The organism is Microcystis sp. M53602_WE12, assembly GCF_030065455.1.
Classification (GTDB): Bacteria; Cyanobacteriota; Cyanobacteriia; order Cyanobacteriales; family Microcystaceae; genus Microcystis; species Microcystis aeruginosa.
On the sequence record NZ_JASJFB010000450.1, the window covers coordinates 1 to 16918 of the forward strand.

Here is a 16918-nt window from a genome sequence, read left to right on the forward strand (position 1 = left end):
CAATTAGTGTTTAATGAACGAATAGTGCCGATAGTTGGGCTTAAGTGGGGAACAAGAGTCGCTCGATTTAGCAGTGGAATTAGCCCTACAATCGGCGTAGGGCTAATTCATGAATTAGCCCTACAATCGGCGTTGTCAAATTGAAAGATGCTCCGAATCAGTTGGGAGCATTGCATCTTTCCTCTTCTGAATCTGACAACGCCGTCCCTGTTCACCGATAAATGATTCTCCACTCCCAACGAGAGTGATACAATTGTTAACACCACAGACCAAGAGCCAATCGAAGCGAGAGAATAAAAACTGCTATGTTAAAAGCCCTACTCGGAGACCCTAACGCCCGCAAAATTAAAAAATTTCAGCCCCTCGTCACCGAAATCAACCTGCTGGAAGAAGACATTAAAAACCTGTCCGATGAGGAATTAAGGGGCAAAACCAGCGAATTTAAGGAAAGATTAGACAAAGCGAGAAATTATGACGAAAGAGAGGAGATTCTCGAGGAAATCCTCCCCGAAGCTTTCGCCATTGTCCGGGAAGCGGGAATCCGAGTCTTAGGGATGCGTCACTTTGACGTGCAGTTATTGGGGGGAATGGTACTGCACAAAGGACAAATCGCCGAGATGAAAACCGGGGAAGGAAAAACCCTGGTTGCCACTCTCCCCGCTTATTTGAATGGATTGACCGGAAAAGGGGTTCACGTCGTCACCGTCAACGATTATCTTGCCCGTCGTGACGCGGAGTGGATGGGGCAGGTACACCGCTTTTTAGGGTTAAGTGTGGGACTAATTCAAGCCGGCATGAGTCCAGAAGAAAGAAAGAAAAATTATGCCTGTGACATCACCTACACCACTAACAGCGAACTCGGCTTCGATTATCTGCGCGATAACATGGCTACAGTGATGGGGGAAGTTGTCCAAAGACCCTTTAACTACTGCGTTATCGACGAAGTGGACTCCATTCTTATTGATGAGGCCAGAACTCCATTAATTATATCAGGACCGATCGATCGACCCACAGAAAAATATATTCTCGCCGCCGAAATCGCCAAGCAATTAGTGCGCCAAAAAGTAGAAGACGGACCGGGAGACTACGAAGTTAACGAAAAAGACCGTAACGTTTTAATGACCGATGAAGGCTTTAAAAGAGCGGAAGAACTATTAGGAGTTACCGATTTATACGACCAAGAAAATCCCTGGGCGCACTATATTTCTAACGCTATTCGTGCCAAAGAACTCCAGAAAAAAGACGTTAACTATATCGTTCGCAGTGGTGAAATTGTTATCGTTGATGAGTTCACGGGACGGGTATTACCGGGGCGACGTTGGGGCGATGGTTTGCATCAGGCAGTGGAGGCTAAGGAAGGGGTAGAAATTCAACAGGAAACCCAAACCTTAGCCACGATTACCTATCAAAACTTTTTCCTACTCTATCCGAAATTATCCGGCATGACCGGGACGGCCAAAACCGAAGAAACGGAACTAGAAAAAGTCTATAACCTGCAAGTAACAATTATTCCCACTAACCGCGTTTCTCGTCGGCAAGATTTAGCCGATGTGGTCTATAAAAATGAACAGGCAAAATGGAACGCCGTCGCTGAAGAATGTCAACAAATGCACGAACAGGGTCGCCCGGTTTTAGTCGGTACTACCAGTGTGGAAAAATCGGAAGTGCTTTCGCTTTTATTACAGGAAAGAAAGATTCCCCATAACTTACTTAATGCTCGTCCGGAAAACGTGGAAAGGGAATCGGAAATCGTCGCCCAAGCAGGCCGGGCCGGGGCCGTAACCATTGCCACGAACATGGCGGGACGGGGAACCGATATCATCCTCGGTGGTAACTCCGACTATATGGCCCGATTGAAAATTCGCGAGTATTTAATGCCGAAATTAGTTATGCCCGAAGATGACAATTTGGCCTTTAGTTTACCCAGTTTAGGAGAACGCAATCGCCCGCAAGGATTCGCCCCAGGTAAGAAGAAAAAAAACTGGCGCGCCTCGGCGGAAATTTTTCCCACCGAGTTACCGAAAGAGGTAGAAAATGCCCTGAAAGAAGCGGTTAAATTTGCCGTTGATACCCACGGAACTCAAAGTTTACCCGAATTAGAAGTAGAAGAAAAAATCGCCATCGCGGCCGAAAAAGCCCCCACGGATGACCCGGTTATTCAAAAGTTACGCGAAGTCTATAAATTAATTCGCAAAAGTTATGAAGATTACACAGGTAAAGAACACGATGAAGTAGTAGAAAGGGGCGGACTGCACGTTATCGGGACGGAACGCCACGAATCCCGCCGTATTGACAACCAATTGCGAGGCCGGGCGGGCAGACAGGGCGACCCCGGTTCTACACGCTTCTTTTTAAGCCTAGAAGACAATTTATTGCGGATTTTTGGAGGCGACCGCGTGGCGGGTTTAATGGATGCCTTCCGGGTGGAAGAAGATATGCCCATTGAGTCGGGAATGTTGACTCGTTCCTTGGAAGGCGCGCAAAGAAAAGTGGAAACCTTCTATTATGATGCCCGGAAACAGGTGTTTGAATACGACGAGGTGATGAATAATCAACGGCGCGCTATTTATGCCGAACGTCGTCGGGTTTTGGAGGGGATGGACTTAAAAGAACAGGTGCTGCAATACGCCGAAAAAACCATGGATGAAATCGTCATGGCTTATATTAATCCCGAACTGCCGGCGGAAGAATGGGATTTAGAAAAACTGATTAGTAAATCTCAGGAATTCGTCTATCTCTTGGCAGATATTACCGCTAAAGATATCGAGGATATGAGTGTTAATGATATCAAGATGTTCCTACACGAAGAAGTTCGCAAAGCTTACGAAATTAAAGAACGTCAAGTGGATAGTATTCGTCCCGGTTTAATGCGCGATGCCGAACGTTATTTTATCCTGCAACAAATCGATATGTTATGGCGCGAACACCTGCAAGCTATGGAAGCTTTACGCGAGTCGATTGGTTTACGCGGTTACGGTCAAAAAGACCCCCTAATTGAGTATAAACAGGAAGGCTACGAGATGTTTTTAGAAATGATGATTGATATCCGTCGCAATGTGGTTTATTCCATGTTCCAATTCCAACCGCAAGGACAACCCCAAGCAGTGGCTAGTGAACAGTAAAAACTAAAAGTTGGCTTAAATTGGGGAGAATTGGCTAAGGCTGATTCTCTCATTTTTTTTCCCTGAGAAATCAGTCACCCACAATCCACACTAGGACAAAAATTATCAGTACAATCACTCCATAGGACAGTAACGACCCCAAAAAATTGAGGATTTGTACGGGAAAATGAATCAAAACTTGGTAAGTAAAATCGGCAGCTGCCAGCAAGGCAGCGAAAAACATAATCACAAGTGTTATCATACTTAATATCTTCTCAATCTGATAGAATAAATGGCTATCCTTTGCGGTAATCGACAGTAGATGGTCAGAAGTTAGGAGATTATCCCCAAGAAAAAACTCGGAGTGCGGCAGAATCGGGAGAGCGTTGGGTTTCATGCTTCAACCGTTCGGCAAAAGCTCACGGCCGAAGCCCAACCTACGTTCTTGTTAAATAAGATTTAGTATAACTCGATCGCTGTTAAAATTGCGGTAGAATCAGGAGAGCTAATTTGCTATAACCAGTCCAGAAGAGCGAGATTACTAAAAATTGACCAGTTTTTTGCGGGAACTGGGAAAATTAACAGCTAATCTGGGACAAGACGAGCTAAAAGCAGCAGAGAGCAACAATCAATGTCTAAAAACTCTATACCTCGAATCGAAAATCTGCGCGTGCAAAATTACCGAGCTTTACAGGACTTAGAATTAAAAAGCATTACTCCTTTAACCGTTTTTCTCGGTCCTAATGGGAGCGGAAAATCTACCATATTTGATGTCTTTGCTTTCCTCTCTGAATGTTTTACTGTTGGTTTAAAAAAAGCTTGGGACAGACGGGGAAGATTTAAAGAATTAAGAACCAGAGGACAAGAAGGTTACATCATTATCGAATTAAAATATCGAGAAAAATTGGCATCACCTTTAATTACCTATCATTTGGCTATTAATGAAGCTAACAATCGCCCTTATGTTGCCGAAGAATGGTTACAGTGGAGACAAGGAGCGAAGGGCAAACCTTATCGCTTTTTAGACTTTAAAGAAGGGGAAGGAATAGTGATTAGTGGAGAAAATCCCCAAGAAGAAGATGAACGAATTTCTGAACGATTAGACTCCCCGGAATTTTTAGCTGTTAGTACCCTCGGACAATTGGCCAAACATCCCCGGGTTAGTGCTTTGCGTCGTTTTATCACAAGTTGGTATCTTTCCTACTTAACCGCAGATAATACTCGCACTCAACCAGAAGCAGGAGCGCAAGAAAGATTATCGCCAACTGGTGACAATTTACCTAATGTTATTCAATATTTAAAAGAAGATCATCCTCAACGATTAGAATCTATTTTACAAACCCTTTCTCGTCGAATTCCTAGATTAGAAAAAGTCGAAGCATCTATTATGCCGAATGGACAGCTTTTACTTCAAATTAAAGACGCACCTTTTCAAGAGCCAATTCTTGCCAAATTTGCCTCCGATGGCACTTTAAAAATGTTAGCTTATTTAACTATATTATATGATCCAAGCCCTCCGCAATTACTGGGAATAGAAGAACCAGAAAATCATCTTCATCCCCGTTTATTACCTGAATTAGCAGAAGAATGTCGGGCAGCGACCGCAAGTACACAATTAATGGTAACAACTCATTCTCCCTTTTTTGTAGATGGTTTGAAACCAGAGGAGGTTTGGGTACTTTATCGAGATGAAAATGGTTTTACTCAAGCTAAACGTACTTCAGCAATGCAAGGAGTTAAGGAATTTATTCAAAATGGTGCTTTGTTGGGTCAATTATGGATGGAGGACTATTTTGATGTGGGGAATCCTAGCATTTAAGTTTAATAGCAAAGGAGGAAAAAAGTGCATCTTGAATTTTTAGTTGAAGAATTTTCTACCCAAGAATGTTTAAATCAAATTTTACCTAAAATATTATTTGAGAATGTCACCTATAAAATTCATGCCTTTCGAGGTAAATCCGATTTAATCAAAAAACTACCGGAGCGATTAAAAGGCTATCAATGCTGGATACCCGATGATTATCGAATCATTATTCTTGTAGATAGAGACAATGAAGATTGTCAAATGCTCAAAGAAAAGTTAGAAAATATTGCCCAACAAACAGGACTGATCACCAAAACGATTAGTGAAGATAAAAAAACATTTCAGGTGTTAAATAGAATTGCTATAGAAGAACTAGAAGCTTGGTTTTTTGGTGATATTCAGGCTATAGTCTCAGCCTATCCCAAAGTTTCTACTAATGTGGGACAGCAAGCAAAATACAGAAAACCCGATGAAATTACGGGCGGAACTTGGGAAAACTTAGAAAAGATACTTCAAAAGGCTGGGTATCATCGAGGAGGTTTAGAAAAAGTGAAAGCAGCCCGAGAAATTTCTCAATTTATGACTCCTGCTCATAATTGTTCTCCTAGTTTTCAGATTTTTTATCAAGGTTTATTGGCGATGATTAGCTAAGGATATTTAGGAAAGTAAATGATGAAACTGCTAGATCACTGTCAAGGATAAATCGATTTTTAACTGTTGAATAAATTGTTGCATAATTGTTCAAAATTCGGTGTTTAACTATAGCGTTTCCTAAGCTAGTGAGGTACACCTATTTTTCTTCCCTTTTGCATGAGTGCCTAAAACCCATAACTTTTGTACCTCAGCAGACTGAAAAACGCTATAAATCTTATTGAAAAAGAACGTAGGTTGGTTTGAAGCATGAAACCCAACCCTCTCCTGATTCTACCGCAATTTTAACAGCGATCGAGTTATACTAAATCTTATTTAACAAGTATAGAGTGGCAAGTGGGAAGTGGGTTTTTAAAGTTGGATTGGCAGTTAATGATACTATCAAAAATCAATTTAGTATAAGCTTTCATTGTATTGGGAAAAACTTCAGCAGAATAGTTCATCCTTCCTAGCTAATTAACTAATAAGGACAAGTTAGGGAAAAGATTTCCCTAACTTGTTCCCTTTTGCGATAAGATAATTAATATAACTTCAAGGAGACTGCTCTATGAATATTCGTATTGGTAACGGCTACGATATCCACCGATTGGTAACAGGAAGACCTTTAATTTTAGGAGGAGTAGAAATTGCCCATACTGTCGGGTTATTGGGTCATAGTGATGCCGATGTCTTAACCCACGCTATTATGGATGCCATGCTGGGGGCGCTTAGTTTAGGCGATATCGGTCATTATTTTCCCCCCACAGACCCGCAATGGCAAGGGGCGAATAGTTTAAAATTATTAGAACAAGTTAATCAATTAATTATCGATAAAGGTTGGCAGATTAATAATATTGATTCGGTAATTGTCGCCGAAAAACCGAAAATGAAATCCCACCTTATTGCGATGCGAGCCAAGTTAGCAGCAACTCTCAAAATTAATCCGGAACAGGTGGGAATTAAAGCCACTACTAACGAACAATTGGGACCGGTAGGACGAGAAGAAGGTATCGCAGTTTATGCCGTGGTTTTATTGGTTAAGGAGTAGGTTAAATACGGTGTTTTCCCTGCTATTCTCCCAGCCATTCTTCCCTGGTAATACCCGCTTGATTGAGAATGCGTTTTAACAGTCCTACCCCTATTTCACCTTGATGAGGATTGGGGATAATTATCGTTAAATTATCGCGACGCATTTGAGGGTGTTTACCCCCAGCGTAGGGACCGTCAAACCCAAGTTCTCGTAATCTTTGAACTAGATTAAGCCATGATATGGCGGTTAATTTAGGCATATCTTAAATTGAAGACATGGGTTGAGGAAGGAGATTAAGATCTATTCCTGCTAACAATGGAATTGGCAAACCTAAACACAGACGCAAAGCAATCCAATCGCTTAAAGCTTCGCGCAATTCTTGCCGGCAATCTTCTAGATTGGCGTGATTTGCCCAAACTCCCTGAAGGGGTGGAATTTCACCCCAATAAGTGCCATCTTCTTCGATGATTTCGTATTGAGCCAATGCCATCGCTTGATCAATATAACTGGCTAACATGGTTGTACTATTGGTAAAGCTTACTTACTATATTAAAGCAAATGTTTCCCAGCAGCCAGCTGCATTGGATTCGCCTTCAGATTATGATCAGGTAAGATGGTCAATAACCTGAGTTGTCTGGAGTGTTAATCTCGTTGGCTCGAAACTATAATGAATACACCACAAAAGATCATCAAAAAAATCTTGAAAGAATACCATCAATCGCCATCTTCAGTAGCTAATTCGACCCATAATCGGGTTACTGCCAAGAAGCTAACCGATTCCTTCCCGATTTTTGTCTAATCCCTAACTGCTAAATTCTCTCTATGACTGCCATTATCCAACAAATAAAAGAGCGTTTTTCCCAATCCCTAGTTAAATCCTTTGGGGAAAACTTCGCTGATACCGATCCTCTAATTGTGGCCGCTAGTAACCCCCGTTTTGGCGACTATCAATGTAATATTTCCCTCTCTTTAGCCAAAGAATTAAAACAAAAACCGCGGGAAGTAGCGACAACTTTACTAAAAAATCTAGAGATAGATGATCTCTGTCAAACCCCCGAAATTGCCGGACCTGGTTTTATCAATCTTACCCTGAAACCCGGTTATCTAGAAACCCAATTAAAAGACCTAATTACTGACAACCGTTTAGGAGTTGCCGCTGCTAACCCCAGTCAAAAAATTATTGTCGATTTTTCCAGTCCCAATATTGCCAAAGAAATGCACGTCGGTCACTTGCGATCGACTATAATTGGTGATTGTATTGCTCGGATTCTGGAATTTCGTCATCATCAAGTAATTCGTCTTAATCATGTTGGGGATTGGGGTACTCAATTCGGGATGTTAATCACCTATCTACAAGAAGCTTATCCTAGCGCTTTAACCCAAGCAGATGCCCTAGATTTAGGGGATTTAGTTAGCTTTTATAAAAAGGCCAAAATTCGTTTTGATGAAGACGAAAACTTTAAAGAAACTGCCCGTCAAGCCGTAGTAAAATTACAGTCGGGTGATCCTCAAAGTCGTCAAGCATGGCAGTTACTTTGTCAACAATCACGACGGGAATTTCAGAAAATCTATGATATTCTCGATATAAAACTGACCGAAAGGGGGGAATCTTTTTATAATCCCTACCTGGAAGCGGTAATCAGAGAATTAGATCAACAGGGATTGCTAACAGAAGACAACGGTGCTTTATGCGTCTTTCTCGATGGTTTTACCAACAAAGAGGGCGATCCTTTACCCCTAATTGTCAAGAAATCCGACGGCGGTTATAATTACGCCACCACCGATTTAGCGGCAATTTGTTATCGAGTGCGTCAAGATAAAGCCGCAAGAATAATTTATGTCACCGATGCTGGACAAGCTAACCATTTTGCCCAAGTATTTCAGGTGGCTAAAAAAGCGGGATTTTTACCCGATAATGTGGCAGTGGTTCACGTCGCTTTTGGATTAGTTTTAGGGGAAGATGGTAAAAAATTAAAAACTCGTTCCGGGGAGACGGTAAAATTACAAGAACTACTCGATCAAGCGATCGCCTGTTCCCTAGCTGACTTAGAAAAAAGACTGGCAAGCGAGGAAAGAGAAGAAACCGGCGATTTTATCGCTAAGACTGCCGAAACTGTCGGTTTAAGTGCCGTTAAATACGCCGATCTCAGCCAAAATCGCCATAGTAACTACGTTTTCAGTTACGACAAAATGCTCAATCTGCAAGGCAACACCGCCCCCTATATGCTGTACGCTTACGCTAGGGTCCAGAGTATCAGTCGCGAAGGTGGTATTAATTTTCAGGATTTAAGTGCCAATTCACCGCTAATTCTCAAGGATGAAAGCGAATTAATTTTGGCTAAACAATTACTGCAACTGCCGGAAGTAATTAGTGCCGTGGAAGAGGATTTATTACCCAATCGTTTATGTGATTATCTTTATGAACTCAGTAAAAAGTATAATCGTTTCTACGAGAATTGTCCCGTTCTGAAAGCAGCAGAACCGATTAAAACCTCTCGTTTAGTTTTGTGTGATTTAACGGCAAGAACCCTCAAATTAGGCTTATATCTCTTGGGTATCCCCGTTTTGGAAAGAATGTAAATCAGTAATCAGTAATCAGTTATCAGTAATCAGTTATCAGTTATCAGTAATCAGTTATCCGTTATCAGTTCACAGTTTACTATTCACAGCAAAAAACTCCCCAATTTCCAATTCATAATTCATAATTCCCACACCCTACACCCCACACCCTACACCCCACACCCCACACCCCACAGCTTGGATTGCGTATCTTTGACAAAAACTGGGTGATATTTTATACCCAGAAAAAGTGTACTATGCTGACGTGAAAAAACCTGAGTTTTTGCTAACCTAGAAATAGCTCTAATCAGAGCCAATATCTTTGGGCGAAGCTTAGAGATTAATCTAGTTAAACTCACTCGTGACGTTATCTTATTGTCGTCTGTTGCCTATTAGCTTTCAGGTGATAACTCGGAGATCGGGAATTAGTACAAAAGTTCAAATTTCCTCTCCGCAGCCCCAGCGTTACTGTGTAGTCTTAACGAGTAATTTTATCCCAGAGATGTTATCGTTAAAGCGGTCAAATGTCCGAACGTCCCAGAGGATTTTCGGGAAAGATTGTTCGCCCTGTCGTAATCTCAGATAGAACCTTATGAGTCAATCAATAGAAGGTAAGACTATGGCCGATGCTGATGTATCAGATTATACCACAAATAAAATAATTGTCTCTAATTGGATCGCCCCTTGGTCGAAAGGCAATCGGAAAAACCCGTCACCGCAACCAAAATGGGATTTATGGCAACCCCTGCGGCAACGAATTGACCGCCTAGAAATTAATACACCTGCACTGGCTCATCGGATTTGTCGTCTAATTCCGGCTCAATGTCCCTTTGCGCGGAAAATTACCCTATTTAGCCGGACAATTCTAGAGATTCCGCCCCTTTGCAAGCTAAATCCCCTCTACGAAAACCTAATGATGTTAAGATTTCGCGCTCTTTCTTACCTAGCCGATGAATGTGGAGAGGATATCGGTGCTTACTGCTAGAATGGGTGAGTGTCTTTAATCGCCACACCTATGGCCATCATTGCCCTGAAAGCTTGGTATCTGGACAAATACGAACCTATCCGCGAGGTTGTCAAACGTCCCCACGACTTGCGCTTAAGTCGCAATAGTCTCTTAAAATCGGGTTTAAGAGCCGATTTTCTCGATGATAGTCTGACGATACAGGGTTCTGTCTGGTTCCAACGCTATCTAGAAGGGGAAAGGGTGGAATTTTACCTCGAAGGTAGTGGCGGTTACGTCATCTCGAATATTGACCTGATTTCCCAAGAAATTTACTTTACTAAACAAGACCTCAGCGCTTGGTTGGATCCCGTCATTTATTTTAGCTCCCAAAGCCAATTTAAGGACTCTAGCACCGCTTTAAAAACAGTTTTGACCGAAACCGTCGAAAATCTCAATAAACGCTCCCGTTTGCCCTTAACCATGGAAGAAACGCCCCGAACTGAGGGCAATGTCACCAGATTGAGTGATAGTCAATTACGCCAAATTCGCAAAAGTTTATTATTTATTGCCGATGCTACGGCGATTAGCCAAAAGGAAACGGAATTACTGCCCAGTCCCCTAGTGGGTGTAGAATTAGGTTATGCGATCGCTTGTAAACAGGGCGGACAAATTCTGTTAACCTATCAAAATCGAGCGGAATTAAAGGGTAAACTAGCTTTTGACCTGCCAAGCTACCAAAAATTAATTTTCTCGGATCTGAGCGAATTGCGTCTCACTTTCCCGCCTTTAATGGCAACTTTATTACAAAAATTCAATCTGATTAGTTAAAAAAATGAGTAGAAAAGCTGACGAGTACGCTGTACATTTGTTCTTAAGCAGTGGACATCGCGAGGAAGTCCGTTTTTTGACCATCCAAGAATTTCAAAAGTGGTACAGTAATGAATTAGTTCCGAAAGCCGATTCCCAGGATTTTATCAATGTTCCGATCAGAAATATCCAAGGGGAATATATGGTTTTACGTCCGGCTAGTGTCATTGCTATTCGCGTGGAACCCGTCTTTTTTGGCAGTGTGGAAAGAATCTAATTTGTCGTTATCCCTAAAAAAGATGGTTAGATAGGGAGAATTTTAGAGATTATTGATAATTCTCTCAATATCAGCTTGGATTTGATTGCTGACTTTGCCTTGCCAGCGTTCTTTTAATTCCCTTAATCCCACTTCTGCGTATTGACAGATCTTATCTAAAACTTCTTTGCCATCGCTGGGTTGAGGATAGGAATTCTTTTTACAGATAATATAAATTCCTGCGGTTAAAGCTAAAATAACTTCTGGATCGATTTGGCTAATAGTAATTAAATCTTGTCGATTGCTCAGAGTGGTTCCGTAGATACTGAAGTCTTGTTTAATGGCAAAAGCAGCGGCGAATAAATAGGCATCTACCATGCGCTCAAAGGTTTTATTATCTTTTAGTACCTGTAGATAATTTCTGGAAGTTTCCGAGGCATAAATCTTCAAACTGGGATCGATTCTCTGCATTAGTAATTCTCCATCACTTCAATCACGGAAGCATCTTCATCGGCAGCCAAACGGTGTATTTTTAAAATATCGGTAGTGTGGGGACGCAGCAGATTTAAAAGTGGATCGGGAAGATCGCGATCCGTGGCTAAAATAATTACTTGGGAGTTTAAATTAGGAAGAGAGTTAATAATATTTTTTTGATGTTCTTGATCTAAATGACCAAAAGGTGTATCCATAATTAGGGGAACACAAGTATCGGTTATTTGATTTAAACCTGTGATAAAAGCAAAAGCTAAAGCTTCCTTTTCTCCCGCACTTAAGACATCGGGATTTAATAATTTTCCTGTGATGGTACGGATTCCTAAAGTGTATTCGGGAGTGATTTCTACTCCTCTATATTCCTCCGGTTTGTTGGTTACTTGTAAATAGCGATCGCTGGTTACTTGATTAATCATTTTTTGGGAATTATCGATATGCCATTCGATTAATTCGTTAGTGGCATTTTTTAAACCTCTGGCCATTTTAACCTGATTAGATAACATCCATGTGGTCTGATTTTCACTAGCTAAAATTTCCACTTCTTTGCGTAAATTTTCTAATTGCTTTTCTTTGATTTCGATTTCCTTTTGCAAGCGTTCGATCCTTTCTTGGATCATCTCAACATTTTTACCAGATTCGCCAACTTTTCGCCAAATCTCCCTCACCGAGTCTTGATCTATTCCCGTGGTTTCCTGTTTTAGCTGTCTAATATGTTGATTAATTTCTTCGATTTCTTCTTCTAAACGATCTCTTTGCAAAAGTAATTGACTATAATTGCTAAATTTAGCATTATCTCGCATAATTCCCTGTAAATCAATTCTAATTTGGTCTTTTTCTATTCTGGTGGCGTTATCCACTTCTAAGGACTCTAGTTCGGCAATTTGTTGAAGGATAAAGTCCCGAGAATTTTTATCTAAACAACGACCACATAGACAGCTTTCATCGTCAAGTATTGCTTGTAAAATTGCTGTAGAATTAGTTTTATAAGTGCTTTTTAAGCTAGTAACTTGCAAATCATCGACCATTTCCTGTACAAAGTTAATCAGCAAAGGTATCGAAGCTTTTTTTAACCAAGAATCGATAGACTTTTGCAGGTTATCTAACTGAGTTTGTAAACCGATACGCTTTTTCTCTAAGTTATGAATTTCCTCTAATTTTTCTCGTAAACTTTCAATCTGAGCGGCTTTTTCTTGAGCGTCTTGGTAGATAATTATAGCATATTTTTCGCTATCTTTGGCATTTTTAAGCTGACCTTTTTTAAGATCAATGTCTTCTTCTAATTCTCGTAATTCTTGCAGCTTATCTCTAAAGGTTTGACTGGTTCCCTTGGCTTTATTTAAACGGTTTTCTAATTCTTGCAAGGCTTTTTCTGTATCATCACGCAGATTTCTTAATTCCGGGATACCCAAAACTTTTTCAATTGCTTCTTTTGCTTCTTTAGTTTGAGTTATCTGGGTATATTGTTCGATTTTTAAGCCATCAAAACAGAAAAAATCTCGAATAGATTTAGGAAGCAATGCTTCGATATATTCCCTAGAGTTACTTCTCATGGTTCCATCTTCATAAAATAATGCTTCCTCTACGCTAGGATAGGAACTGCTACCATTAAATTTTAATTTCGCTTGGCGACTGATAAAGTAATTTTTCTCGTTTTTAATAAAATTTAATTCTACCCGCATTTCTTTTTCTTCTGCTGATGAAGAATCCCCCTCACCTCGATAAAAATAGGTTTTCAAAGTCTCTTTAGATACAATATCTCCACCATAGAGACACCATAAAATACCTGTCATCAGAGAAGTTTTACCGTGACCATTATTACCGAAGATAATCTGAATTTTTCTGTCGGGATGCAGGTTAAAAGTAATATTTTGACTAGGATAACATTTCCAATTAGTTAAGCGAATTTGTTTCAGTCTCAAAGTCATAAGAACTCTTGTAAAAATCAAAAATTTTGTGGTTGGTTAGGAGTCAGTAGCCAGTGGTCAGTAATCAGGAAAATTAAGAATGGTTTATTTAGATATTTTATGCAACTTAATATTTATTTTTGTCGTTTTTAAACTAAGTGGGTGGGTGGAATTTAAGATGAACGTAGGTTGGGTTGAAGCATGAAACCCAACGCCCGATTATGTTACGCTACCGCTAACCCATCCTACAAATAATTGTGCCTCCCTACTTACCAAAAATAAATTATGCAAGATATCTATAAAATTTATGATTGTGGGGAGTCGGTATATTTTTCGATAAGTTTGACAATTTTAGGTGATAGCTGCCGATTTTTTAGAGTAATTTTTTCTACTTCTAAAGCCATGGCTTCCTTGAGCAGTTGGGGAGGTATCTCATATTTTTGTGCCAGTTCTTCAATTTTAGCAGTTATGTCCATGAATTTTTTGTGGGTTAGGGAGTGGGGATTGTCAAGTCTTAATTCCTATTGGCCAAGATATACCTTGATGAGGATAAATTTTATAACATATCTGAGTAGGTAAGGCCATAGTAAGTTATAGCCTTTGTCATAAACATGAAGTATAACCTAATTTGGTATTGACGACCGACTACCCAAAAGGAAAACTTCGTACTTCACCATTAAGATAACTGCTATAAGCTAATCTACTCTCAACCTTATACAAAAACACCATAAAAGCTAAAATAGATAAGTAAGTAGTTATAATTAAATTGAAGATAGATTTTGCCTCTGATCCCCCCTGCCCTCCTTGATAAGGGGGGTGCCGATAGGCGGGGGGATCTGACAACTTTTAACACCTACCTACTTAGCTGACAGTGATTCTGAACACAATAGCAATATAGACTAAACCGCCTTGTATTATCGTCTTCTTCTTGATTTTAATACCCTAGAAAACGGGTTAATTGTCTTAACACCCGAACAAAGTCATTATCTTAAAAAAGTTGTTCGTTTAAAATCCCATGACCGTTTTATTGCCCTAAATGGACAAGGACAAGCGTGGTTAGCGGAAATAATTGATAATTCGGCCCATCTTTTAGAAGCGATAAACGAAACTAGCGAACTACCAGTACAAGTGAATTTAATGGTAGCAATTCCCAAAAATGGCTTTGATGATATCGTTCGCGCTGCCACCGAATTAGGAGTTTATCGGATTATCCCGCTGCTGACAGAACGCGGTTTAGTCAATCCTAGTCCTCAAAAAATTGACCGTTGGCGAAAAATTGCCCGGGAAGCTGTAGAACAATCAGAAAGACAGATTATTCCCATTATCGAAGAACCACAGCCATTTTTAGCCATCCTTAAGCGGGGAGCTAACCCACAGACAACTTGTTATATTGGTGTTACCCGTAGAACAGTGGCCCCGCTACTTTCTCAATTACAAACATCAACCGAGATAACCATGGCCATTGGACCGGAAGGGGGATGGACGGAGACAGAAATAGAACAAGCGATCGCTGCTGATTTTGTGCCTGTATCACTGGGAAAACGCATTTTGAGAACAATTACCGCTCCCTTAGTGGCTCTTGCTATCATTAACGCCTATTTAGACAGCTAATTGACTATAGTTTCTATGACCAAGACCAGCAATCGAGATAACTGGAATCATTTCGCTTCTTACCTAGGATTTGCTGAAAAAGTTTTTCGTGGGGGCAGGGTGTGGGGTGTAGGGTGTAGGGTGTAGGGTTTTACCGGTTTTCAGGTGGTCAATTACCCAATTTTCAGGGAAAAAGTCCAGGGATTTTCCCCCTGCTCACTCCCATGCCCGGCACTTTTGGATTTCAAAAAAGTCTAGAAGTCTTATCCAACAAGGTTTTTAGATTTATTCAGCAAACCTTACCTAAAGCAAGAACTAGCAGCAGTTACCCTGTGGTCAGATTTTCCCTTTTTTGTCGAAACCACCCTGGTCAATTCCCATTGAAGACACCTACTGGGATACCGCCTTGCAACCCAATAGCCCCCTAATCTTCCTCGAAAAAACTCCCCCTAGCGCAACTTTATGACCTCTAGTAGCCCTTCTAACCCCTCTTTTGACTGGTTTAACCCCTCGCCCCAGCAAGACAGCGATTTACTGGCACAAATCGGCTTTATCCCCGGTTTCAAAGAATTTCTCACCCTGCGACAGGTTCACGCCTTGGAACACGCCACCGTCTGGGTATTAAGCGAAATGGCTGCCCGTCGTCAATCGCCTTTTGACCACTCCCCTGCGGATAACGAGGCCCTGGGGGGACTGTCCACCGATAGGGGTTTTTATCTCTACGGACAGATTAATACAAATGAACTGCAAATCGCCGCCAAACAGGCACTCCATCGTCTCAAAAATGGCGAGGGGCAATTGGCATTACATCCGCGTTGTGGCACCAATTTATCGGTAACTTTAGCCTTAACCGCCGGCTTAGTCTTAGGAACTCATCTTCTCTTACCCAGAGGTCCGATTTCTCAGTTATTAGGCTTAGGTTTAGCCACCGCCGCCGCTTTTCAAATCGGGCCAGATGTGGGAATGTCGGCCCAAAAATACCTGACCACAGCCATTCCCTTTAACTTAACAATCGTTAACATTGCACCAAAGGCAGACCTATGGGGACGTTCGGGGCATTTTGTCCAAACAGAGTGGCAAGATTTGCAATAAAACTTAAAGTAAAAACCCTTTCGGCAAACTCGCTCTGATTGTAACCTGTTAACTAAACCCTAAAAAAAAACAACAGCTATGCCTGGAATCGAACGCGGAGCCAAAGTTAGAGTCAAACGGAAAGAGTCTTACTGGTACAACGATGTAGGAACCGTAGCCAGTGTTGATAAAAGTGGTATCCACTATCCCGTTATCGTCCGTTTTGATACTGTTAACTACCACGGTTTTAGTGGTAGCGCCGGTGGACTGAATACCAATAACTTCGCTGAAAGTGAATTGGAACTCGTTAAGGCTGCCCCCGCTAAGAAATAAAGCTGAGTAAAATTCGGCCTATCATCACCGACTGACTGACGGGAATTCTCTCTTGTTGGTCGGTTTTTTTATAGCTATCAGTTATCAGTTATCAGTTATCAGTTAAGTAGCTGGGTGGAATTAAATATAGCGTTTCCCAATCTCATGAGGTACACCAAAATCTTAACTCCTGACTCCTCAAAACCTAAGACTCTGTACCTCACAACTATGGGAATTGCTATAGTCGCCGTCACTACCCATCTCTACGACGGCAAAAAAAGTGTCCCCCTAGACATTGAAATTTATCAACCAGCTAGTTCCTTAGCCGAGGGGAAAGAAGACAAAGAATTTAAGAAGAAACCGGAGATAGCGATAGATTTAATTGACCGGAGCTTAACCAGAGGCTATCGACCGAA

General features: G+C 41.1%; 16 protein-coding genes and 1 pseudogene. 12 read left to right on the forward strand and 5 right to left on the reverse strand.

Features of this window, described 5'->3' with window-relative positions; genetic code table 11:
* Positions 1-305 precede the first annotated feature (305 nt).
* From secA to ispF, 4 genes are all read left to right on the forward strand, one after another.
* A complete protein-coding gene (gene secA, locus PX482_RS15030) occupies positions 306-3122 on the forward strand; it encodes a preprotein translocase subunit SecA (protein WP_288122626.1) in 2817 nt (938 codons plus the stop codon).
* 610 nt (positions 3123-3732) lie between these two features.
* Entirely contained in the window at positions 3733-4920 is a 1188-nt protein-coding gene (locus PX482_RS15035; protein WP_288096304.1) for an AAA family ATPase, read from the forward strand.
* Between the two features lie 24 nt (positions 4921-4944).
* Positions 4945-5556 (forward strand): DUF4276 family protein, encoded by a 612-nt coding sequence (locus tag PX482_RS15040; protein ID WP_002799501.1) that lies wholly within the window; start codon positions 4945-4947, stop codon positions 5554-5556.
* Positions 5557-6103: 547 nt separating this feature from the next.
* Positions 6104-6583 carry a 2-C-methyl-D-erythritol 2,4-cyclodiphosphate synthase gene (gene ispF / locus PX482_RS15045; protein ID WP_002760736.1) on the forward strand — a complete coding sequence of 160 codons (480 nt, stop codon included), beginning with the start codon at positions 6104-6106 and terminating at the stop codon, positions 6581-6583.
* 22 nt (positions 6584-6605) lie between these two features.
* On the opposite strand, the gene PX482_RS15050 is transcribed toward ispF, so the two are convergent.
* Both PX482_RS15050 and PX482_RS15055 read right to left on the reverse strand, forming a co-directional pair.
* On the reverse strand, positions 6606-6824 hold the full coding sequence (locus PX482_RS15050; RefSeq protein ID WP_002760734.1) for a type II toxin-antitoxin system HicA family toxin: 219 nt from the start codon (positions 6822-6824) through the stop codon (positions 6606-6608).
* Between the two features lie 3 nt (positions 6825-6827).
* Positions 6828-7082, reverse strand: a complete 255-nt coding sequence (locus PX482_RS15055) for a type II toxin-antitoxin system HicB family antitoxin (RefSeq protein WP_002760732.1) — start codon at positions 7080-7082, stop codon at positions 6828-6830.
* Positions 7083-7387: 305 nt separating this feature from the next.
* Here PX482_RS15055 and argS point away from each other — a divergent pair, with 305 nt between their 5' ends.
* From argS to PX482_RS15075, 4 genes are all read left to right on the forward strand, one after another.
* Entirely contained in the window at positions 7388-9145 is a 1758-nt protein-coding gene (gene argS, locus PX482_RS15060; protein ID WP_002760730.1) for an arginine--tRNA ligase, read from the forward strand.
* Positions 9146-9716: 571 nt separating this feature from the next.
* Positions 9717-10109 (forward strand): Mo-dependent nitrogenase C-terminal domain-containing protein, encoded by a 393-nt coding sequence (locus PX482_RS15065; protein ID WP_002760729.1) that lies wholly within the window; start codon positions 9717-9719, stop codon positions 10107-10109.
* A gap of 30 nt (positions 10110-10139) precedes the next feature.
* Complete coding sequence (locus PX482_RS15070; RefSeq protein WP_002760726.1) at positions 10140-10898, forward strand: hypothetical protein; 759 nt, start codon at positions 10140-10142, stop codon at positions 10896-10898.
* A 4-nt stretch (positions 10899-10902) separates the two neighbouring features.
* Entirely contained in the window at positions 10903-11154 is a 252-nt protein-coding gene (locus PX482_RS15075; RefSeq protein ID WP_002760725.1) for a hypothetical protein, read from the forward strand.
* A 42-nt stretch (positions 11155-11196) separates the two neighbouring features.
* Here the strand turns inward: PX482_RS15075 and PX482_RS15080 are convergent, their stop codons facing one another.
* From PX482_RS15080 to PX482_RS15090, 3 genes are all read right to left on the reverse strand, one after another.
* Complete coding sequence (locus PX482_RS15080; RefSeq protein ID WP_002760723.1) at positions 11197-11604, reverse strand: hypothetical protein; 408 nt, start codon at positions 11602-11604, stop codon at positions 11197-11199.
* Positions 11604-13550 carry an AAA family ATPase gene (locus PX482_RS15085; RefSeq protein WP_002760721.1) on the reverse strand — a complete coding sequence of 649 codons (1947 nt, stop codon included), beginning with the start codon at positions 13548-13550 and terminating at the stop codon, positions 11604-11606. The genes PX482_RS15080 and PX482_RS15085 overlap by 1 nt, the downstream gene beginning before the upstream one ends.
* A 284-nt stretch (positions 13551-13834) precedes the next feature.
* The gene (locus tag PX482_RS15090) at positions 13835-14005 is read right to left on the reverse strand and encodes a hypothetical protein (RefSeq protein WP_002760719.1); all 171 of its coding nucleotides are present in this window, start codon (positions 14003-14005) and stop codon (positions 13835-13837) included.
* Between the two features lie 433 nt (positions 14006-14438).
* Here PX482_RS15090 and PX482_RS15095 point away from each other — a divergent pair, with 433 nt between their 5' ends.
* The 4 genes and pseudogenes from PX482_RS15095 to PX482_RS15115 all read left to right on the forward strand — a co-directional run.
* Positions 14439-15140 carry a 16S rRNA (uracil(1498)-N(3))-methyltransferase gene (locus PX482_RS15095; RefSeq protein ID WP_002760717.1) on the forward strand — a complete coding sequence of 234 codons (702 nt, stop codon included), beginning with the start codon at positions 14439-14441 and terminating at the stop codon, positions 15138-15140.
* Between the two features lie 441 nt (positions 15141-15581).
* On the forward strand, positions 15582-16211 hold the full coding sequence (locus PX482_RS15105; RefSeq protein ID WP_002760715.1) for a DUF6391 domain-containing protein: 630 nt from the start codon (positions 15582-15584) through the stop codon (positions 16209-16211).
* A 78-nt stretch (positions 16212-16289) separates the two neighbouring features.
* Positions 16290-16523, forward strand: coding sequence for a photosystem I reaction center subunit IV (locus tag PX482_RS15110; protein ID WP_002760713.1), 234 nt, complete (start codon positions 16290-16292; stop codon positions 16521-16523).
* A 144-nt stretch (positions 16524-16667) separates the two neighbouring features.
* Positions 16668-16918 (forward strand): annotated as a pseudogene (locus tag PX482_RS15115) (hypothetical protein); the annotation flags it as partial.

What these genes read in the sequence shown, in the direction of transcription:
- secA (WP_288122626.1), top strand. Translation starts at nt 306, where the DNA reads ATGTTAAAAGCCCTACTCGGAGACCCTAACGCCCGCAAAATTAAAAAA.
- PX482_RS15035 (WP_288096304.1), top strand. Translation starts at nt 3,733, where the DNA reads ATGTCTAAAAACTCTATACCTCGAATCGAAAATCTGCGCGTGCAAAAT.
- ispF (WP_002760736.1), top strand. Translation starts at nt 6,104, where the DNA reads ATGAATATTCGTATTGGTAACGGCTACGATATCCACCGATTGGTAACA.
- PX482_RS15050 (WP_002760734.1), bottom strand. Translation starts at nt 6,824, where the DNA reads ATGCCTAAATTAACCGCCATATCATGGCTTAATCTAGTTCAAAGATTA.
- PX482_RS15055 (WP_002760732.1), bottom strand. Translation starts at nt 7,082, where the DNA reads ATGTTAGCCAGTTATATTGATCAAGCGATGGCATTGGCTCAATACGAA.
- argS (WP_002760730.1), top strand. Translation starts at nt 7,388, where the DNA reads ATGACTGCCATTATCCAACAAATAAAAGAGCGTTTTTCCCAATCCCTA.
- PX482_RS15065 (WP_002760729.1), top strand. Translation starts at nt 9,717, where the DNA reads ATGAGTCAATCAATAGAAGGTAAGACTATGGCCGATGCTGATGTATCA.
- PX482_RS15070 (WP_002760726.1), top strand. Translation starts at nt 10,140, where the DNA reads ATGGCCATCATTGCCCTGAAAGCTTGGTATCTGGACAAATACGAACCT.
- PX482_RS15075 (WP_002760725.1), top strand. Translation starts at nt 10,903, where the DNA reads ATGAGTAGAAAAGCTGACGAGTACGCTGTACATTTGTTCTTAAGCAGT.
- PX482_RS15080 (WP_002760723.1), bottom strand. Translation starts at nt 11,604, where the DNA reads ATGCAGAGAATCGATCCCAGTTTGAAGATTTATGCCTCGGAAACTTCC.
- PX482_RS15085 (WP_002760721.1), bottom strand. Translation starts at nt 13,550, where the DNA reads ATGACTTTGAGACTGAAACAAATTCGCTTAACTAATTGGAAATGTTAT.
- PX482_RS15090 (WP_002760719.1), bottom strand. Translation starts at nt 14,005, where the DNA reads ATGGACATAACTGCTAAAATTGAAGAACTGGCACAAAAATATGAGATA.
- PX482_RS15105 (WP_002760715.1), top strand. Translation starts at nt 15,582, where the DNA reads ATGACCTCTAGTAGCCCTTCTAACCCCTCTTTTGACTGGTTTAACCCC.
- PX482_RS15110 (WP_002760713.1), top strand. Translation starts at nt 16,290, where the DNA reads ATGCCTGGAATCGAACGCGGAGCCAAAGTTAGAGTCAAACGGAAAGAG.